Origin of the sequence: Stygiolobus sp. CP850M, assembly GCF_037389425.1 — an archaeon.
Taxonomy (GTDB): domain Archaea; phylum Thermoproteota; class Thermoprotei_A; order Sulfolobales; family Sulfolobaceae; genus Stygiolobus.
In genome coordinates this window covers 45,243-63,317 of sequence record NZ_JBBHKR010000064.1, presented here as the reverse complement: position 1 = coordinate 63,317, position 18,075 = coordinate 45,243, and the positions used below count along the sequence as shown (strand labels likewise).

Sequence of the window (18,075 nt, the reverse complement as noted above, 5' to 3'; positions counted from 1 at the left end):
ATTTTTAACCTCATACCTTATAAAATAGTGGTAAAATAGGTGAAACAATGCTAACACAGGAGGAGATTAATAAAAAGATGGAAGAATGGCCTAAGCATTATGATCCTGAGTCGATTGAGTTAAAGTGGCAAAAAATCTGGTTAAGCCAAGAGTTTTGGGAGAAAGTCTTCAGGTTTAAGGATGAGGATACGCAATCGCCCACCTTCGTTATAGATACTCCTCCGCCTTTCACGAGCGGAGAACTTCACATGGGTCACGCATATTGGGTTTCCATTGCTGATACCATAGCGAGATTTAAGAGACTCCAAGGATATAACGTGCTTTTACCTCAGGGATGGGACACACAAGGGTTACCTACCGAGCTGAAAGTCCAGTACAAGCTCGGTATTCCTAAGGATAACAGGGAATTGTTCCTCAAAAAATGCATTGAGTGGACAGAGGATATGATCAAGAGAATGAAAGAAGCTATGATTAGACTTGGCTACAGACCAGAGTGGGAAAGATTTGAGTACAGAACTTACGAAGAAAAGTATAGAAGAGTAATACAGAAAAGCTTACTGCAGATGTATGAGAACGGACTAATAGAAATGAAGGAGGGCCCAGTATACTGGTGTCCTAAATGCGAGACTGCATTAGCTCAAAGTGAAGTAGGATACCTTGAGAAAGAAGGAATTCTAGCTTATATTAGATTCCCTCTCAAGGATGGTGGAGATATAATAATAGCAACAACCAGACCTGAATTATTGGGAGCAACACAAGCTGTAGCAGTACATCCGGAAGACGAACGATACAAGAACTTGATAGGAAAAACGGTTATAGTTCCCGTGTTTAATAAAGAGGTAAAAATAATTGCCGATAAGTCTGTGGAAAAAGAATTCGGAACTGGTGCAGTAATGATAAGCACTTACGGAGACCCTCAAGACATAAAGTGGCAATTAATGTACAACTTACCTGTAGCAGAACTGCTAGACGAGAAAGGCAGAATGAAAAACACTAACGGGTTGTTGGACGGGTTGAAGGTCACCGAAGCCAGAAAGAAGATGGTGGAAATACTAAAACAACAAGGTTACTTAGTGAAAGTAGAGAATATCAAGCACAACGTTTTATCTCATACTGAGAGAAGCGACTGTCTGTCTCCCATAGAGTTCCTTACAAAGAAACAAATATACATAAGAACTCTGCCGTTTAAATCACAATTGCTAGAAGAATATAAAAAAATGAAATTCATTCCTTCCAGGATGTCTCATTATCTTGAAGACTGGATCAATAGCTTGGAATGGGATTGGAACATAAGCAGACAAAGAGTCTATGGAACACCCTTACCGTTCTGGTATTGTGACAACGGGCATCTAGTCCCCGCTAAAGAAGAACAACTCCCAATAGATCCTACGAAAATCTCTCCTCCTGTAGATAAATGTCCTAAATGCGGTCTTCCTTTAAAGCCAATAACCGATGTAGCTGATGTATGGATCGATTCCAGCGTTACAGTGATTTACCTAACTGGTTTTTACACCGACAAGAATAGATTTTCGAGGACTTTCCCTGCATCAATAAGGTTACAAGGGACGGATATCATAAGAACGTGGTTATTTTACACTTTTTTCAGAACTCTCATGCTAACTGGGAATATACCGTTTAAAGAGGTACTAATTAATGGGCAGGTGTTAGGACCCGACGGAACTAGAATGAGTAAAAGTAAAGGGAACGTGGTTAATCCACTGGATAGGATAGACGAATTTGGTGCCGATGCAATAAGGCTTACATTATTAGATGCAAGAATTGGAGACGACTTTCCATTCAAATGGGAAACCGTAAAGGCGAAGAAACTGCTACTTCAAAAGTTGTGGAACGCTGGAAGACTTTCATATCCCTTCATAGGAAAGAAGAAGTTCGAAAAACCTCTAACCTTAAACTCTATTGACCAATGGATCTTAGCTGAGCACAAGAGATTTATAGAAAAAGTCATTAGTGCATACGATAATTATGACTTTTACACAGTTGTGGAGTCTTTGTACTCGTACTTCTGGGAGACAATAGCTGATGAGTACCTAGAACTGATCAAACACAGACTCTTCGAGGAAGATCAGTCAGCACTTTACACTTTGCAAAGGATATTCAGGGATCTTCTGATAATATTACACCCGCTAGCACCCCACATAACAGAAGAGATGTATAGTAAACTTTTCGGAGATAAAATAAGTATCTTGTTAGAGAGAATTCCGGATGTAAGTGACATTGAAGAAGACCCCGAGATTCTGAAGCTGGGCGAGTACATAAAGAAAACTACTTCAACAATTAGAACATTGAAAATAAAGAACCAATTATCAATTGTATCTATGATTAATGTTAAATTAGTAGGCCCTAAAGAGTTCATTGAGAAGATAAGAAGTATAGAAAGTGACATAAAGAAAACATTGAAAATCGAGAGTATAGAGTATCAAGAGGGCGACGAGATTAAGGCTGAATTATTATCAATAGTGAAAAAATAAATTAGGGATATTTTTCCAACGTGCTTTTCAAAGCCTTCTTTATTTGTTTTGAAGAACTGAATTAGAGGTGAAAAACAGAAAATAAACATTATTTAATCACAGATAGTCAGCCCATGGGAGTTTTGCTCACCGTTCACTCGTTACTCTTTCATCAACCTTGTTACGAATTCATTAATCCTTCTGACTCCTTCTCTTATATCATTTTCGTCTACAGCAAAACTTAATCTGAGAAAGTTCCTTCCAACCTCTAACGGGAAGACCTCCCCTGGTATGGTAGTCACCCCAGCTTCTTCTATCATCTTTACTGAAAAGTCTTTAACCTGCATTTTCGTCTTAGCTAGAATGTCTCCTACATACGGAAACATGTAGAATGCCCCTTGACTCTTGTAAACCCTTATCCACTTATTTTTCTTCAATTCTTCATACATTACATCCCTTCTTCTTCTGAATAATGAAATCATATCCTTTACATCATCCAATGAATCAAAAGCAACTAATGCTCCTTTCTGAGCAAAACTTGTCGGACATGTATATATATTAGCTGCAAGCTCTGCCATTTTCCTGACAACTCTATCTTTAGCTACTATATAACCCAGCCTCCAACCAGTCATCGAAAACGTCTTACTGAAACCGTTAACATAAATTACATACTCACGCCAATCTGGATCTTCTAAAACACTTTTCATCTTTCCATCATAAATAAAATAATCATAGATCTCGTCTGATAACAAGATAACTTTTCTCTCCTTTGCTATTTCCATTACTTTCTCTATTTCTCTCGGATCAAATACCATTCCAGTAGGATTATGAGGATTGTTAAGAACTATCATTTTAGTCTTAGATGTTATCTTCTCTTTTAGCTCATTAACATTGAGCGAGAAACCGTTCTCTTCAGTCCACCTCATCTTGATGTAAACAGTTTTCCCGCCTAACATCTTTATTACTTCCGCATAGGAGTAGAAAGACGGGTCGAAAATTATAACCTCGTCACCGGGGTTAACGTAAAGGAGAAAAGCGAGATATAATGCAGTTTTCGCGCCAGGCGTAACTATTACTTCCTCCTTCTTTATTGGTCTCTCACTAGGATACCTCGAATTTAAATGCGAGGCGATCTTTTCACGCAATTCATCTATACCGTAGGCTGAGGTATAACCGGTAAAGCCCTCGTCGAGTGCCTTTATTGCTGCATTTCTTATTTTTCTAAACGTAGGTAAATCTGGCTGTCCTATTCCGAAGTTTATTACTCTTATACCTTTCTCCTTCTGTACTTTTCTCGCCACTTCTTGATAAACTAACGTCGATTCACCGGTTATACTTGTTGACGCAGTAGAAAAATTATCTACTGACATAAATTATACACCTAAATTAATTCCTTTATTTTATTCGGATCTTGCATTAATGTGGTACCTATTAAAAATGCGTCAGCTCCCGCATTTTTAAGACGATGAATATCGTCCCTAGACCTTATCCCGCTTTCAGCAATTTTTATCCTATCTGAAGGGATAAGTTTAAGTAACCTTTCAGTCTTTTCTAAACTTAAGTCAAGAGAAGAAAGATCCCTGGAGTTTACGCCTATTATATCAAAATTATTCCTTAAAGCTATTTCTACCTCTTCCTCATTTGTTACCTCCACAATAACGTCTAACTTATAACTCTTTGCATATTTGTACAAACTAATTAACTCCCTCTCCGTGAGAACCCTTACTATCAATAAAATGACGTCAGCACCTAAACTATAGGCTGTATTTATTTGTTTCTCAGTGACCACAAAATCTTTCATTAAAACTGGGACACTAACATTTTCAGCAACTCTCTCAAGGTCTGTGTAACTGCCTCCGAAAAATTTCTCCTCGGTTAAAACAGATATACCGGCAACATCATTAGCCTCCATAAATTTTACATACTCTATTATGTCCCTATTCACGTTAAGCCCGGAGGGAGATTTCCTTTTAAACTCAGCAATAATGGGGTTTTTGCCCTCACTTTTCTTTACCATAATATTCCTTTTGAGCGAATAAATAGGTCTCTGTCTAGTTTTGTATACTTCAGGTCTTTGTTGGGAAAATCTTATAACATCCGCTAACCAGCCTTGTAAAAATCTAGGCATCTGATCAGACTTTATTAATGAAATTATAAAGTATTCTCTTACCTAACGGTGTACCCACACTTTCAGGATGAAATTGAACCCCATATATTCTATATTCGACATGATGAACCCCCATTATTTCGTTATCTTCTAAGGAATAAGCGTCAATAATTAACGGCTCTTTTACATCATCAATAACTAAGCTGTGATATCTAGTAGCCTCGAATTGCTTAGGGATTCCGTCATAAATAATCGCTGTCGAATTATGAACTATTTTACTTATTTTACCGTGAAAAACCTTTTTAGCCCTTCTTATCTTAGCCCCGAAAGCATATCCTATAGCTTGATGACCTAAACAAATACCAAAAATCGGAATTCTTTTTCCCAATTGCTTTATTACGTCTATTACTATACCTATATCTTCTTTCTTATCAGGTGAACCTGGACCCGGAGAGATGATGATCCTATCAGGGTTTATTCTCTCTACCCCCCTCACTGTAATTTCATCATTTCTTATCACTATCGGAATAGTTCCTAATTCTCCTACTATTTGTGCTATATTATAAACGAAACTGTCATAATTATCTATTATAAGTGTAATATCTGTCATTTTTCCACCCCCATAGCCACTCTCAAAGCTCTCATTTTATGTTCAGTCTCATAATATTCCATTTCTGGAATTGAATCGTAAACTATACCAGCTCCTGCTTGTATCCTAAACAAATCTTTATTCACGAAAGCACTCCTTATCGTTATAGCAAACTCGGAGTCACCATTAGCTGAGAAGAATCCCACACCTCCAGCATAGGGACCTCTCTTATACGGTTCTAACATCTCTATAATATTCATAGCCATAGGCTTAGGAGCCCCGCTTACAGTCCCCGCAGGGAAGGTAGCTTTCAGCACGTCAAAGGAAGTGTTGTTCCTCTTCAATGTTCCGACTACCTTACTAACTATATGCTGAACATGACTGTATTTTTCTACATACATTAATTCCGGTACTTTCACGGAACCCATGTAGCATACTTTACCTATGTCATTCCTAGCTAAGTCTACAAGCATTAAATGCTCTGCCCTCTCTTTCTCTGAGGCCAACATTTCCCTCTCCAACTCTAAGTCCTCTTCTACGGTCTTCCCTCTAGGCCTAGAACCCGCTATAGGATAAGTTTCAACGATACCATCTTGGACACTGAATAATGTTTCGGGACTTGAACCAATTATCTCCCTATCAAAGAACTTTAGGTAAAACATGTAAGGTGAAGGATTAACTTTCCTTAACGTATTGTAAAAGTGTGTTACATTACCCTTAAATGTATACCTATAAAACCTAGAAATTACTACTTGAAAAGCATAGCCTCGTTTTATATAATCTAATATGTCTGAAACACTATTTTCAAATTCCGTTTTCCCTAAAGATTCGTCATAGAGATCGAACTTTACTTGTCCTGAATTCGAACAACCATCTTTAAGCTGGAGTTCACCTTCCACGTAAACCTTCCCTTCAACATGGTCATATAAGATTACGTTTTCGGGTATGAAGAACTCAGCGTATGGCCAATCCTCGGCTTCTGGTTTCAGATCCTTTATCGTTTCCCAATACCTTATTGCGTCATAACTGACATACCCTATCATACCTCCCTTAAATTTTCCAGGTAAATTCAACAATGGAGCTTTTTTCATAAACTCGCCTAAAACCTCCACGGGATCATAAAATGAGGTCGATATCTCTCCCTCGCTAGAGTCCTTGTTCAACTTGAGATAGCCTTTCCTCCCCCAAGCAATTATACTAAACCTCGCTTTATGCTGAGGACCAGAACCGCTTTCAAGTAATGCGGCAATATTCTCTCCTTCTTTAATACACTTAAAGACTTCGTTAGGTTGTGCGAAAGCGGTTATCGGATAGACGTCCATTCTCTCACCTCTTTTATAATTAAGGACATTTTACTCGGGTCTTTCTTTCCCTTGTATAATTCAATCCCACTGGAGATATCAATCCAGTAAGGGTTCAGTGAGAGGTAATCCCTAACATTTTCGGGCTTTATACCTCCTCCTATACCGACCTTAGAGTACTCACTAATCCATTTTTTAGCAATATACAAATCGACCTTGTTTTCATTATCTTTATCTAATAAGACCATGTAATTTGAAGATGAGATCACTTTTCTAAAGTACGTTTCGAATTTACCAGATGCAGGCACGTATAAAATGATATTCCTTTTGAAGGAATTTAAATACTGTAACTCTTCGTCGGTTAAAACCCTATGTATCTGTACAAAATCCGCTTCTTTCCCTTCTTCCAGTATTTTACCTAGTTCTCCTTTAACCTTTACCGTTACTACGGGTTTCGTAACATACCTTTTCACTATTCTTACGAACTCATTTTTGACATACCTAGGACTTACAGTATCAGTTACTACACCTATGAAGTCCGCACCTAATTTTTCAGCTAGCATAGCGTCTTTAACGTTAGATATACCGCAGAACTTAACCCTTATCAGCTTCCTTCACCAAAGCCTCAAATTTTTGAGAAGTTCCGTTTAACTCCATTATCTTTCTTATATGTTCTACAGAACTGCTCATGAGCTGCTCAGCGTACTCATATCCGTCTTTAAAGTCGTTAACTTTCCTTAATAGTTTAAGGCCGACACTAACGTTAATTCCTATGAAAATTCTGACATTTTTGTCCTGTCCCAACAATCCCCTAATGATCTTAAGAGCTGAATCGTGAGCATTTTCGACTCTTAATTTACCTATCGAGACTGGTTCTTTAATGCCGAAATCCGTATAGTTTACCTTATACTTTTCCATACTCTGTCCTTTCACTTCATATATCAGAGTATCTCCTTGAGGACTTACTTCATCAATTCCGGGGTCTCCGTGATACAAAAATACCCTCTCGTAATTAAGATGTTGAACCGCTTCTGCTATTCTATCAATGTATTTTATGGAAAACACACCAATCATCTGGTACTTAGCTGAAGCGGGATTGGTAAGCGGACCTAAGATATTAAATATTGTACGTATCCCGAGATTCTTCCTTACATTAGCAACGTTCTTCATTGCAGGATGATAGAGTTGGGCAAACAAAAAGACAAAATTGCACTTTCTCAAAAGCTCAATAGCCTTATCTTTACTAACAAATATGTTATATCCCAGCTCTTCTAAGACGTCAGCACTTCCCGACTTACTGCTCACCGATCTATTACCGTGTTTTGCAACAGGAAAAATCTGACTAAGTACAAGAGCTGCAGCTGTACTAACGTTCAAGGTGTTTAACCCGTCCCCCCCAGTACCAGCTGTGTCCAAACTATCGGGAAAGTCTATTTTTATTGAATTACTTCTCATAGCCCTTGCAAACCCTCTAATCTCTTCTGCCGATTCTCCCTTAGACGCTAAAGCTACTAGAATTCCCGAACTCTGAATCTCATTTATCTCTCCCCTCATTATACCGTTAGCTATTTCCTCAGCTTCTTTTTCTGAAAGATCCTTTTTCTCATAAACAAGTTTTTTCAAGTACTCAGCTGTATTCATCTAAAATCCCCCTGATTTTTTTAACTAGTTCTAGTGCACTATTGATCCCGTTCTTCTCAATTTCTTCGATAAAAGCGGTACCAATAGCTATCCCGTCAGCCCCCGCGGCTAATGCTTTTCTGAGGTCGTTAAGATCGTTAAGACCAAACCCTACAACTAACTTATTTTGAACTAAATTCCTAACACGTATAATCAGGGAGTCAACACTTACGGGAATAATAACTCCAGTAGTGGGTCTTACACCGTAATAAAGAAATATATCGGAAATCTTTGACGCCTCTTGTATGAGAGTATCGGGAACTGATGGAGCTGTAAATAACACAGCCTTTAACCCATGTTTCTTAATTATATTAACATACGACAAATAATCGTCTACGAAATCAATCAATAGATCTGGAAATAGTATCCCATCTATCCCTATTTCTCTTAATTTGCCAAGAAATTGATCCAATTGATTTATATAATCTTCTAAATACGTTAATATAATAATAGGTACTGAAACCCTTTTTCTGACTTCCGCTAAGACTGAATAGTAGTCCTTAAGCCATTCAGTAACTACTTTGTAACTTTTTCTAATCACGGGGCCATCGTATTTAGCGTAATTTGGTGGTACGCCTATCTCCAATATGTCTGTCCCTAATGATACACTTTTTTCTACAAACTCATAGAACGAGTCCAAATTTGGATATCCTAATGTCATATACGTTACTAACATTCTCTTCATTTCTTGCTCCCTATTCTCTTTCTTATAGATTCATAATTACCAAGATCTAATAACCCGTGACCACTGAAATTTACAACAATTACCTTTTTCTCGTTTTTCTTCTTCGCCTCTAATGCCTCATCGATTACAGCTCTCAATGCATGGGAGGTCTCTGGGGCAGGTACAATACCTTGAGTTTTCATGACTAGTTGAGCAGCCTCAAATATGTCCTCCTCTCCGTATTCCCTCCACTCTATGATCTTTTCTCTCACTAATAGGCTAAGAGACGGAGCAACACCGTGATATCTTAGTCCTCCTGCATATATCGAGGGAGGAACATAATCCTTGCCTAGGGTTATCATCTTAACCAGAGGTAATAACCCTGCGGAATCAGGAAAGTCATACTCGTACTTACCAGTGCTAAACTTCGGTACTTCCGCTGCGCCTACCGCAATATACTTCTTTCCTTTCTTAGCACCTATAAAGGGATAAACAAATCCTCCGAAGTTACTTCCTCCACCTACACATCCTATTAGTACGTCCGGTTCCTCGCCTAGCTCTTCTAATTGGGCTATAGCCTCCATACCGATTACCGACTGATGAAGAAGTACTACATCTAAAACACTTCCTACTAGGTATCTGTAGCCGTGTGTTAGTGCATATTCTATAGCTTCACTCATTGCTATACCTAGAGACCCTGGGTGATTCGGATTTTCCTTAAGAACTTTCCTTCCAAATTCAGTTAAGTCCGTGGGACTTGGATAAACATTTCCACCATAAAGTTCCATTATCGTCTTTCTCATTGGTTTCTGTTCATAACTAACTTTCACCATGAAAATAGTGGATTTCATATCATACATCGAAGCAGCTAGTGCTACCGCCGTCCCCCACTGTCCAGCACCCGTCTCTGTTACTACATGCTCTACTCCTTCTTCATACGCAAAATACGCTTGAGGTATAGCTGTGTTTATCTTATGAGACCCCGTAGGGGTTGCACCCTCGTATTTAAAGTAGATCTTTGCAGGAGTACCTAAATATTCTTCTAACCTCTTCGCTCTAATTAGGGGTGTAGGCCTACCTATAGCCGCGTATCTATCTCTCACTTCCTCAGGGATCTTTATAAATCTCTCTATAGTGAACTGTTGCCTTAATACTTCTTTGGGCAATATTTTCTTAAGGAGCTCAATCCTTGAAAATTCAGCATCTGGAGGGTCTCTTGGAGGAGGTAAAGGTTTGGGTAGGTCTGGAACTATATTGTACCAGTACTTTGGAATCAAATCCGTGTTTACCATTGGTGCAACAAAAACACCTTATACAATAAAAGCTTACCACATTTAAAAATTTTAATAGGTATCAAACGTGTCGAACTCACCTTTATACTCATCAAACCTTACGTCCACATTCTCTACCTTTGCAAGAGGAGGTCCTCGTCTTATCTGGTCTAAGAGTTTCTGAAGAGCTTCTTCGTGACCCTCTCCTACTATCTCTACACTTCCGTCTGGAAGATTTTTAGCATAACCTTTTACCCCCAGTCTTACCGCGTGAATTTGAACGAAACGCCGAAAACCAACCCCCTGAACTATACCGTATACCCTTACATACATTCTTTTTAACATAATCTCAACCTCAGTGTCGCTCCACTTCTTCACCTATCTGATTTCTCCTTATCATCACAATATATTTTAATCCATCTTCTCTCATTTTAAAATCAATGATTAAAGTAGCAATAGCTGGACTAGGGAATTGTGCCTCAATGCTTATACAAGGAATAGAATATTATAAACAGAAAGGAGAGAGTTATTACGAGGGGTTAATCACACCACTAATAGGAAGATATAAGGTGACTGACATAGAGATAGTTGCAGCATTCGACATATCCAAAAACAAAATAGGAAAGGATATAAGCGAAGCTATCTTCGAGAAACCTAATATAACCCCTAAAATTGTTGAAATACCCAAAAAAGGCGTAAAAGTTTCTAAAGGACCCACATTTGACGGAGTAGCTCCTCATATGATGGACGTTTTTAACCCTGCAATGGACGGAAAGATAGAGGATGTAGTGCAAGAACTCAAGGATAGTAAAGCAGAGATCCTTGTAAATATGTTACCGGTAGGTAGTGAGATAGCCAGCAGAACTTATGCTAGGGCTGCGTTAGAGGCAGGAGTAGCCTTCATTAACGCGATTCCCGTTTTTATAGCAAGCGATCCTACCGGCGAATTTCCCAGAATGTTTAAAGAAAGGGGACTTCCTATAGCTGGTGATGATGTTAAGGGTCAGATAGGTGCTACGATTCTTCACAGAACACTCACATCTTTGTTCAGACTTAGGGGAGTTAAGGTAGACGAAACCTACCAGCTTAACGTAGGAGGAAACACAGACTTCCTAAACATGAAAACAGAAGAAAGACTATATTCTAAAAGGGTTAGCAAAACCAAAGCAGTAACAAGCACTTTAGAGAACGATTATCTAGAGAAAGAAGGTAAAATCAGGATTGGTCCGTCAGACTATATTCCTTTCCTTGGAAATACTAAAGTAGCTTATATTTACGTTAAGGGCTCTGGCTTTGCTGGGATGCCAATAAAAATAGAAGCGTCATTAGAAGTTGACGATAAATCTAACTGTGCTGCGGTGTTGGTAGACGTGATAAGAGGTGTTAAGGTAGCGTTGGATAGGAAGATAAGCGGACCTCTAATTGAATTATCAGCATTTTACTTCAAACATCCACCTGTCCAGGCGAAAGATGATGAAGAAGCTTACAGATGGTTTAAGAGATTTTTGGAAATGCGAAATTTGTGAAGAAAATTCGCAACTTTTTGTTTGCAAAATTTGTAGGAGAAAAGTATGTTTAGAAGATTTTGTAATCACTCAAGGCATATGCAAAGTATGTGAAATGAGCCTCTGTCAAATTTGTAGAAGGAACTTGTCAATAGGAAAGTGCGAGAATTGCGGAAGAATAATATGCCAATCATGTACGGCATATTTTGACGGAGCTAGGAGATATTGCAAAGAGTGTTGGGGCTCGATATTAAACCAGAAGAAAAAGGGAAAATCTATTTAAAATGAACTAAGGATAAAAATTATTCTTTATCTTCTTGATTATTATTTCTTAGTCCTTGAAGCAGTATTTTTTGCTCTACAGAGGCTACCCAACGCCTAGTAGTGGTCACAGCGTCTGGGTTAACACTTATACTATCTATCCCTTCCTTTACGAGGAATTCTACAACTTCGGGATATACACTAGGTGCCTGACCACATATTGAAACTGTCCTACCATACTTATGGGCAGTCCTTATTAACCTCCTTATAGACTCGAGCACTGCCGGATCTCTTTCATCATAATATCCCATTCTCGCAAGTAGGTCTGAGTCTCTATCTACTCCTAGCGTGAGTTGTGCAAGGTCATTACTACCAATACTGAATCCGTCGACTATCTTAGAGAATTCATCTGCTAGAACAACTACTGATGGAACCTCAGCCATAATCCAAACTTTGAAATCAGAACTTCTCCTAAGCCCCTCTTCCTCCATAATTTTAATTGCTTTATTAAGCTCCCATGTAGTTCTGACAAACGGGAACATGACCCAAACGTTACTTAGTCCCATTTCCTCTCTAACCTTTAGAATTGCCTTTACCTCTAACCTGAACGCTGGCTCGTATTGCTTACTGATGTAACGTGATACTCCTCTCCAACCTATCATTGGGTTTCTCTCGTCTGGCTCAAATTCGGTTCCGCCTTGCAAGCTCTTATACTCATTAGACTTGAAATCAGAGAACCTTACTACTACCGGTCTAGGATAAATTGCTGAAGCGACCATTGATATTCCTTCAGCAAGTTTGTTCACAAACTCCTCAGGTTTACCTATCTTTATTAAGTAAAGCGGATGATATTTAATCCACTCACTGACTATGAACTCGATCCTCATTAATCCTATACCGTCAAACGGAAGATCTAAGTACTTGTTTATTATATCAGGCTGTCCTAAGTTCATATAGATTTTAGTGGCAGTTACTGGATATAGGCTTAATAGTACTTCACGTGAGATTCCTGAAACAGAAGCTTGAGGAGTAACAGTTTGAGCAGAAGACTTCTCTCCCTCCTCTTGAACCACTTTACCTTCATAAATAATTCCTCTAGTTGCGTCAACAGTTATTTCTTGCCCGTCTTGTATGACTTTAGTAGCGTTACCAGTTCCTACTACAGCGGGAATACCTAACTCTCTGGAGACTATTGCAGCATGACTAGTCCTTCCGCCTTCATCAGTAACTATTGCAGATGCCATCTTCATGATAGGAACCCAATCAGGGTCTGTCATCTTAGTAACTAATATCTCACCTTGTTGGAAGTTCTTTGCATCTTTAAGATCAAGTAGAATTCTTGCTTTACCTACAGCAATGCCTGGGCTAGCCGGTATTCCTTTAGTGAGTATTCTACCGGAACCGCTTGACTTCTTTTCTTTCTGCTCTTCTTTACCTTTATTACTCCAATAGGTCTCTGGCCTAGCTTGAACTATAAACACATTATCAGGAAACTTCAGGTCTGAATCGATCGCCCATTCTATATCCATCGGTCTCCCATAGTGCTCCTCGATCTTTAATGCAAGTTTGGCCAACTCTATCGCTTCTTCGTCGTTTATGGACATAGTATCGGCTTCCTCACCGGTTAGTTGCACTGTCTTATTCTTACGGGCGACCGGATCGTAAACTATCTTAGAGGTTTTATGGGAAAGTCTCCTCTCAACTATCTTTAGACTGGACTTCTCAATTACGACTTCATCAGGAGTAACTTTTCCTCCTACTACAGATTCTCCGAGTCCCCAACTGGACTCAATAACAATATAGTTCCTATCACCAGTAGAAGGATGTAAAGTAAACATTACACCTGCAGATCTGGAATTAACCATCTTTTGTACTACTACAGCCATAGATATATTTAATTGATCTATACTCTTTGCTTTTCTATATGATATTGCCCTTGCTGCATATAAACTTGCCCATACTTTTTTTACAGCTTCTATTAGTTCTGAACGTGAAACATTTAAATACGTGTCTTGTTGTCCTGCAAAACTAGCTTCCCCTATGTCTTCAGCAGTAGCTGATGACCTAACTGCAACTAAGACTTCTTTCCCCACCATCTTAGACAATGAGTCATAACCCTTGTATATTGATTCCTCTAAGTCCTTAGGCACTAATGCCGACAAGATCAAAGACCTAATCTTTTCGCTCGCACTCTCTTCATCTGACTCTTTTTCCAGAACTTCTTTAATCTTCTCCTTTAAGTTATTATATTCTATAAAGTACTTATATGCATTTGACGTAATCACAAAGCCAGGTGGTACCCTTATACCAAAAGCAATTAATTCACCTAAATTAGCCCCTTTACCTCCGGCTACAGAAAACATGTCTTTCCTTATGGATTTAAGATCGAGGATAAGGTCTCCCTCAATAACGGAAGAAGTCATAATATTCCCCATTAAAATATTTACTTATACATTAAAAAATGTTATTGACCCTTGAAAAATCTCACTACCAATTTAATTTTTCATTTGTGGTCTTCATTGGATTTCTGTGCTACAGATGTAACAAATGATGGTAGAGATGGGAACTTCTCCTTCATCCTTTGCTCAGCAACCATAGTGGCTTCCTCAAGAATCTTTCTCGCCTCAGGCGATGTTGAAGTGAAGTCAACTCCAGTACCGCTGAACTCTCCGGCTTCTATTACAATCTCTTGTAATCCCTCTTCTAGATCAGCAAGCTCAACAGAAAGTTCTGGCATTACTCCTTTCATAGCATACCTTAACTCCCTTATTACACCAACAACTGGTATCAGTGAATTAAACACATCACCTAACTCGGTTACGGTCTCTAGCCTTAACTGCACTTGCTCCAGAGCTATTTGCGTAGCTAACAGCTGTTTTGTGATCTTCCTTATTTCAGCTATCTCGTTAGCATACATTGCAGCCCTCATATTATCTTTAGACATCTGAGCTTCTACTACTTTCTCAAATAACGACCTATCCCTTTCCTGCAGTTTCGAGATGTAAACATCTAGTCTGCTAATTGTAGTCTTAAGCCTATAGTTAGCCATTACAAGCTTGTAACGTAGTGGTTGTTGAGGCTTGAATGCAGTTTTTAACTTTTCAGCTAACGTGGGTTCTTGTTTGCCGTTCCAGTTCTTTATGAAATCGTTTACACCAGCCATTTATCTCAAATTAAGTCTAGTTATACTTAGTTGTTTAAATAGACGGGCTTATAATACCTCATTATATTAAAATAAATTAATGAACGTTTTTTCGGTTAAGAAAGACGCAAACAAAATAATCATACTAAACACTACACCTAAAAAAGTATTACTAAGGCTCATTCTAGTGACCTATGAAGTATCTGCCCTTACGTATAACCAAGAAAGAGTACCTAAAATGCTTCATGACGAAATTTCTATAAATAGAGAACTTAAAGAGAACGAAAAAGTTGAAATTAACTCAACTATAGATACTGTAAAGAGAGTCAGCATTGTATATAAGGATCTGGAAAACGACGTCACTTTGAGAGAAGATCATGAGCTTTAACGATTTTGTCCAGTAAAACATTCATTCTTTTAACCACTTCCTCATCATCCTTCACTTCTTCAGGCCACTCTCTCCCTACCTCTTCTTTAAACTTCCTCGTTGCATCAATACCAATTTTACTTCCTAGAGGTGGGTTAGGTACTGTGTGGTCTAGAGAATCCGTAATTACATTATCTATTAATAGCACATCTCTCTTAGGGTCTACAGTAGAAGCTATAGCATAAATTACTTGATTAATATCATGAACGTTTACATCTTCGTCTACAATAATAATCATTTTAAGTAAACTCAGTTGCCCAGTCCCCCATAGAGCCATCATAGCTCTTTTACCTTGGCCTGGATACATTTTCTTTATAGAAAATATACCTATGCCGGTGTATAAACCGTATTCTGGTAAGTTCATGTCAACCAGTTCAGGCACTATTAATCTCAAGAAGGGTAAAAACAATCTTTCAACAGCCTTCCCGATCCACGCATCCTCTAAAGGTGGTTTACCCACAGAAGTAGCGTGAAATATTGGATTCTCTCTTAAGTACACCTTTTCTAGTTTAAACGTGGGAAAATAATCCTGAGGGGTGTAGTAACCCAAATGATCTCCGAAAGGTCCCTCTAATCTCATATCGTCTAGATCAACATAACCCTCGATGACGGATTCTGCATTAGAAGGAACTAAAATACCGTTATCTAGTTCATGAACCTCAACTCCCTCGCCTCTAACAATCCCAGCGAATAAATACTTGTCCAAACCGGGAGGTACAGGTGAGGATGCTATAAACGCAATAGCTGGGTCTACACCGTTAACTATAGCAATAGGAACTTTCCTAATTCCCAGCCTCTTATACTTATGAGCTGCAATATTTCCCCTCTTTAGAACTTGCCAGTGAACTATTGCTTCCTTTTCATTAACTATTTGAACTCTGTAAACGCTCAAATTAGTTACTTCACTTTCTGGGTCTTTTGTTATAGCTATTGAAAATGTAAAATATTTTCCCGCATCCTTAGGCCACGTTTTTAAGGCTGGGAAAGACAGAAGATTAGCCCTACTTTTTTCCTCAAAAACGGGCTTCTTACTTTTAGGTAAAATTTTCCCAAACTTAGAAAACTCTGCAAGACTCTTTATTTTCTGGGTTAGAGTTATAGGTATATTTCCCATAAAATTCTCTATAAAATTCTTGCTTATTTCGTCTAATTTATCTGTTCCAAAGATGTCGTAAAACGAATTAATAGAATAGAACATGTTAGTTATTACCTTCCAATCAGGATACCCTTTAACTCGCTTAAACAAAAGTGTAGGCAACCTCCTATATGTGGCTTGCCTCGAAATATAAGCGATCTCAAGGTCTGGCGAAATTTCGTCATCTATTTCTACAATTTTTCCTTTTTGACGTAGAAAATGAATATATTCTCTAAGATCCTTAAAAGCCATAATTACTCACATTTTTGATGTAAGATAAAGCTTATAATTTAGTGTAATAAAGAGCTTTACCGTACAGTGGTGAGTTATTGTTGGAAACATTAATGGCTATTTAAAATGTTTAGACTGTGGGGAAGAGTACCCTATAAAGCAAGACCTTATAACTTGCCCTAAATGTGGAGGACTACTAGAAATAGTAGTAGAGCCTCCTAAGTCCTTTTCGTTCTCCTCACTTAAAGGTAAAGGAGTGTGGAGATATAAGGAATTAATAGCAGGGGAATATAAGAAAATAGTTACACTGAATGAAGGAAATACGCCTCTGATAAAGTCAACTAGTTATGAAAATGCTTACTTCAAGTTTGAAGGAGCTAACCCGACTGGGAGTTTTAAGGACAGGGGAATGACGGTAGCAATAAGCTCTGCACTCTCATTAGGATACAAAGTTGTCGTCGCAGCTTCAACTGGGAATACCGCAGCCTCAGCTGCAGCCTATGCAAGTAGAGCAGGTCTCAAAAGTTATATTGTCCTTCCTAAGGGTAAAGTAGCTCTAGGAAAATTAGCTCAATCTATTCTTTACGGAGCAACAATACTTGAGATAGATGGAAGTTTCGATATAGCAATGTCAAGCGTTATGAGGCTTTATAGAGAATTAAAGATAGTTTACCCGCTAAATTCCTTCAACCCGTGGAGACTGGAAGGACAAAAGACCATAGCATTTGAAATTTACGAGGATATTGGAGTCCCTGATAACGTAATAGTCCCAGTAGGAAATGCAGGAAACATTTACGCAATATGGAAGGGATTCAACGAATTAAAGAACGCAGGGATAATTGACAAGACACCGAGAATGATAGGAGTCCAAGCTGAAGGTGCTTCACCGATAGCAAAAGCTCTCGAAAAAGGGCTGGACAAACCAGAGTTCGTAGACACACCAGAGACTGTTGCTACTGCAATAAGAATAGGAAAACCGGTTAATTGGAAGAAAGCTATAAAAGCGATAAAAAGCTCTGATGGCTTCGCTATTTCAGTATCCGATAACGAGATTCTTGACGCGCAAAGACAATTAGCGAGAAGAGAGGGAGTAGGAGCAGAACCAGCATCTGCAGCAGCTTACGCAGGCTTTCTGAAACTTATTAACGAAAAAAGACTAGACGCAAAGGATAAAACAGTTATGATCTTGACAGGGCATGCGCTTAAAGACCCTGACGCTATGACTAAATCTGAAGCTAAGCGTATTCTAGTCAACCCCGAACATATAGACAAAGTTGTTTTAGGTGAGTTATAA

16 protein-coding genes are annotated in these 18,075 nt (G+C 38.6%); 4 read left to right on the top strand and 12 right to left on the bottom strand.

Features of this window, described 5'->3' with window-relative positions; genetic code table 11:
• Positions 1 to 47 precede the first annotated feature (47 nt).
• Positions 48 to 2,489, top strand: coding sequence for a valine--tRNA ligase (locus WIW89_RS07685; RefSeq protein ID WP_337720319.1), 2,442 nt, complete (start codon positions 48 to 50; stop codon positions 2,487 to 2,489).
• A 140-nt stretch (positions 2,490 to 2,629) separates the two neighbouring features.
• Here WIW89_RS07685 and WIW89_RS07680 read toward each other — a convergent pair whose 3' ends face one another.
• Genes WIW89_RS07680 through WIW89_RS07640 form a run of 9 tightly spaced genes read right to left on the bottom strand, consistent with a single transcriptional unit; the run spans position 2,630 to position 10,425 of the window.
• Positions 2,630 to 3,838 carry a pyridoxal phosphate-dependent aminotransferase gene (locus WIW89_RS07680; protein ID WP_337720318.1) on the bottom strand — a complete coding sequence of 403 codons (1,209 nt, stop codon included), beginning with the start codon at positions 3,836 to 3,838 and terminating at the stop codon, positions 2,630 to 2,632.
• Between the two features lie 11 nt (positions 3,839 to 3,849).
• Entirely contained in the window at positions 3,850 to 4,596 is a 747-nt protein-coding gene (gene trpC, locus WIW89_RS07675) for an indole-3-glycerol phosphate synthase TrpC (protein ID WP_337720317.1), read from the bottom strand.
• Positions 4,597 to 4,600: 4 nt separating this feature from the next.
• Complete coding sequence (locus WIW89_RS07670) at positions 4,601 to 5,185, bottom strand: anthranilate synthase component II (protein ID WP_337701018.1); 585 nt, start codon at positions 5,183 to 5,185, stop codon at positions 4,601 to 4,603.
• Positions 5,182 to 6,486: an anthranilate synthase component I gene (locus tag WIW89_RS07665; protein WP_337720316.1), complete on the bottom strand. Its 1,305-nt coding sequence runs from the start codon at positions 6,484 to 6,486 to the stop codon at positions 5,182 to 5,184. Before WIW89_RS07665 ends, WIW89_RS07670 begins: the two co-directional genes overlap by 4 nt.
• Entirely contained in the window at positions 6,468 to 7,073 is a 606-nt protein-coding gene (locus WIW89_RS07660) for a phosphoribosylanthranilate isomerase (RefSeq protein WP_337708422.1), read from the bottom strand. The genes WIW89_RS07665 and WIW89_RS07660 overlap by 19 nt, the downstream gene beginning before the upstream one ends.
• Complete coding sequence (gene trpD, locus WIW89_RS07655; protein ID WP_337720315.1) at positions 7,060 to 8,106, bottom strand: anthranilate phosphoribosyltransferase; 1,047 nt, start codon at positions 8,104 to 8,106, stop codon at positions 7,060 to 7,062. The genes WIW89_RS07660 and trpD overlap by 14 nt, the downstream gene beginning before the upstream one ends.
• On the bottom strand, positions 8,093 to 8,830 hold the full coding sequence (trpA, locus tag WIW89_RS07650; protein WP_337720314.1) for a tryptophan synthase subunit alpha: 738 nt from the start codon (positions 8,828 to 8,830) through the stop codon (positions 8,093 to 8,095). Before trpA ends, trpD begins: the two co-directional genes overlap by 14 nt.
• On the bottom strand, positions 8,827 to 10,101 hold the full coding sequence (locus tag WIW89_RS07645) for a TrpB-like pyridoxal phosphate-dependent enzyme (protein WP_337701027.1): 1,275 nt from the start codon (positions 10,099 to 10,101) through the stop codon (positions 8,827 to 8,829). Before WIW89_RS07645 ends, trpA begins: the two co-directional genes overlap by 4 nt.
• A gap of 51 nt (positions 10,102 to 10,152) precedes the next feature.
• Positions 10,153 to 10,425 carry an acylphosphatase gene (locus tag WIW89_RS07640; protein WP_156005984.1) on the bottom strand — a complete coding sequence of 91 codons (273 nt, stop codon included), beginning with the start codon at positions 10,423 to 10,425 and terminating at the stop codon, positions 10,153 to 10,155.
• 95 nt (positions 10,426 to 10,520) lie between these two features.
• Here WIW89_RS07640 and WIW89_RS07635 point away from each other — a divergent pair, with 95 nt between their 5' ends.
• Positions 10,521 to 11,606, top strand: coding sequence for an inositol-3-phosphate synthase (locus WIW89_RS07635; protein WP_337720313.1), 1,086 nt, complete (start codon positions 10,521 to 10,523; stop codon positions 11,604 to 11,606).
• A 281-nt stretch (positions 11,607 to 11,887) separates the two neighbouring features.
• Here WIW89_RS07635 and ppsA read toward each other — a convergent pair whose 3' ends face one another.
• On the bottom strand, positions 11,888 to 14,281 hold the full coding sequence (gene ppsA, locus WIW89_RS07630; protein WP_337720312.1) for a pyruvate, water dikinase: 2,394 nt from the start codon (positions 14,279 to 14,281) through the stop codon (positions 11,888 to 11,890).
• 68 nt (positions 14,282 to 14,349) lie between these two features.
• A complete protein-coding gene (gene cdvB1/B2 / locus WIW89_RS07625; RefSeq protein ID WP_337701033.1) occupies positions 14,350 to 15,009 on the bottom strand; it encodes a cell division protein CdvB1/B2 in 660 nt (219 codons plus the stop codon).
• A 79-nt stretch (positions 15,010 to 15,088) separates the two neighbouring features.
• On the opposite strand from cdvB1/B2, the gene WIW89_RS07620 reads away from it, so the two are divergent.
• Positions 15,089 to 15,376, top strand: coding sequence for a hypothetical protein (locus WIW89_RS07620; protein WP_337720310.1), 288 nt, complete (start codon positions 15,089 to 15,091; stop codon positions 15,374 to 15,376).
• Here WIW89_RS07620 and WIW89_RS07615 read toward each other — a convergent pair.
• Positions 15,348 to 16,802 carry a UbiD family decarboxylase gene (locus tag WIW89_RS07615; RefSeq protein WP_337701037.1) on the bottom strand — a complete coding sequence of 485 codons (1,455 nt, stop codon included), beginning with the start codon at positions 16,800 to 16,802 and terminating at the stop codon, positions 15,348 to 15,350. The genes WIW89_RS07620 and WIW89_RS07615 overlap by 29 nt on opposite strands.
• A gap of 88 nt (positions 16,803 to 16,890) precedes the next feature.
• Between WIW89_RS07615 and thrC the strand changes: the two genes are divergently transcribed.
• Positions 16,891 to 18,075, top strand: a complete 1,185-nt coding sequence (thrC, locus tag WIW89_RS07610) for a threonine synthase (protein WP_337720435.1) — start codon at positions 16,891 to 16,893, stop codon at positions 18,073 to 18,075.

Excerpts from the sequence above, each read along its gene's own strand:
- WIW89_RS07685 (WP_337720319.1), top strand. The coding sequence starts at position 48 with ATGCTAACACAGGAGGAGATTAATAAAAAGATGGAAGAATGGCCTAAG.
- WIW89_RS07680 (WP_337720318.1), bottom strand. The coding sequence starts at position 3,838 with ATGTCAGTAGATAATTTTTCTACTGCGTCAACAAGTATAACCGGTGAA.
- trpC (WP_337720317.1), bottom strand. The coding sequence starts at position 4,596 with ATGCCTAGATTTTTACAAGGCTGGTTAGCGGATGTTATAAGATTTTCC.
- WIW89_RS07670 (WP_337701018.1), bottom strand. The coding sequence starts at position 5,185 with ATGACAGATATTACACTTATAATAGATAATTATGACAGTTTCGTTTAT.
- WIW89_RS07665 (WP_337720316.1), bottom strand. The coding sequence starts at position 6,486 with ATGGACGTCTATCCGATAACCGCTTTCGCACAACCTAACGAAGTCTTT.
- trpD (WP_337720315.1), bottom strand. The coding sequence starts at position 8,106 with ATGAATACAGCTGAGTACTTGAAAAAACTTGTTTATGAGAAAAAGGAT.
- trpA (WP_337720314.1), bottom strand. The coding sequence starts at position 8,830 with ATGAAGAGAATGTTAGTAACGTATATGACATTAGGATATCCAAATTTG.
- WIW89_RS07645 (WP_337701027.1), bottom strand. The coding sequence starts at position 10,101 with ATGGTAAACACGGATTTGATTCCAAAGTACTGGTACAATATAGTTCCA.
- WIW89_RS07640 (WP_156005984.1), bottom strand. The coding sequence starts at position 10,425 with ATGTTAAAAAGAATGTATGTAAGGGTATACGGTATAGTTCAGGGGGTT.
- WIW89_RS07635 (WP_337720313.1), top strand. The coding sequence starts at position 10,521 with ATGATTAAAGTAGCAATAGCTGGACTAGGGAATTGTGCCTCAATGCTT.
- ppsA (WP_337720312.1), bottom strand. The coding sequence starts at position 14,281 with ATGGGGAATATTATGACTTCTTCCGTTATTGAGGGAGACCTTATCCTC.
- cdvB1/B2 (WP_337701033.1), bottom strand. The coding sequence starts at position 15,009 with ATGGCTGGTGTAAACGATTTCATAAAGAACTGGAACGGCAAACAAGAA.
- WIW89_RS07620 (WP_337720310.1), top strand. The coding sequence starts at position 15,089 with ATGAACGTTTTTTCGGTTAAGAAAGACGCAAACAAAATAATCATACTA.
- WIW89_RS07615 (WP_337701037.1), bottom strand. The coding sequence starts at position 16,802 with ATGGCTTTTAAGGATCTTAGAGAATATATTCATTTTCTACGTCAAAAA.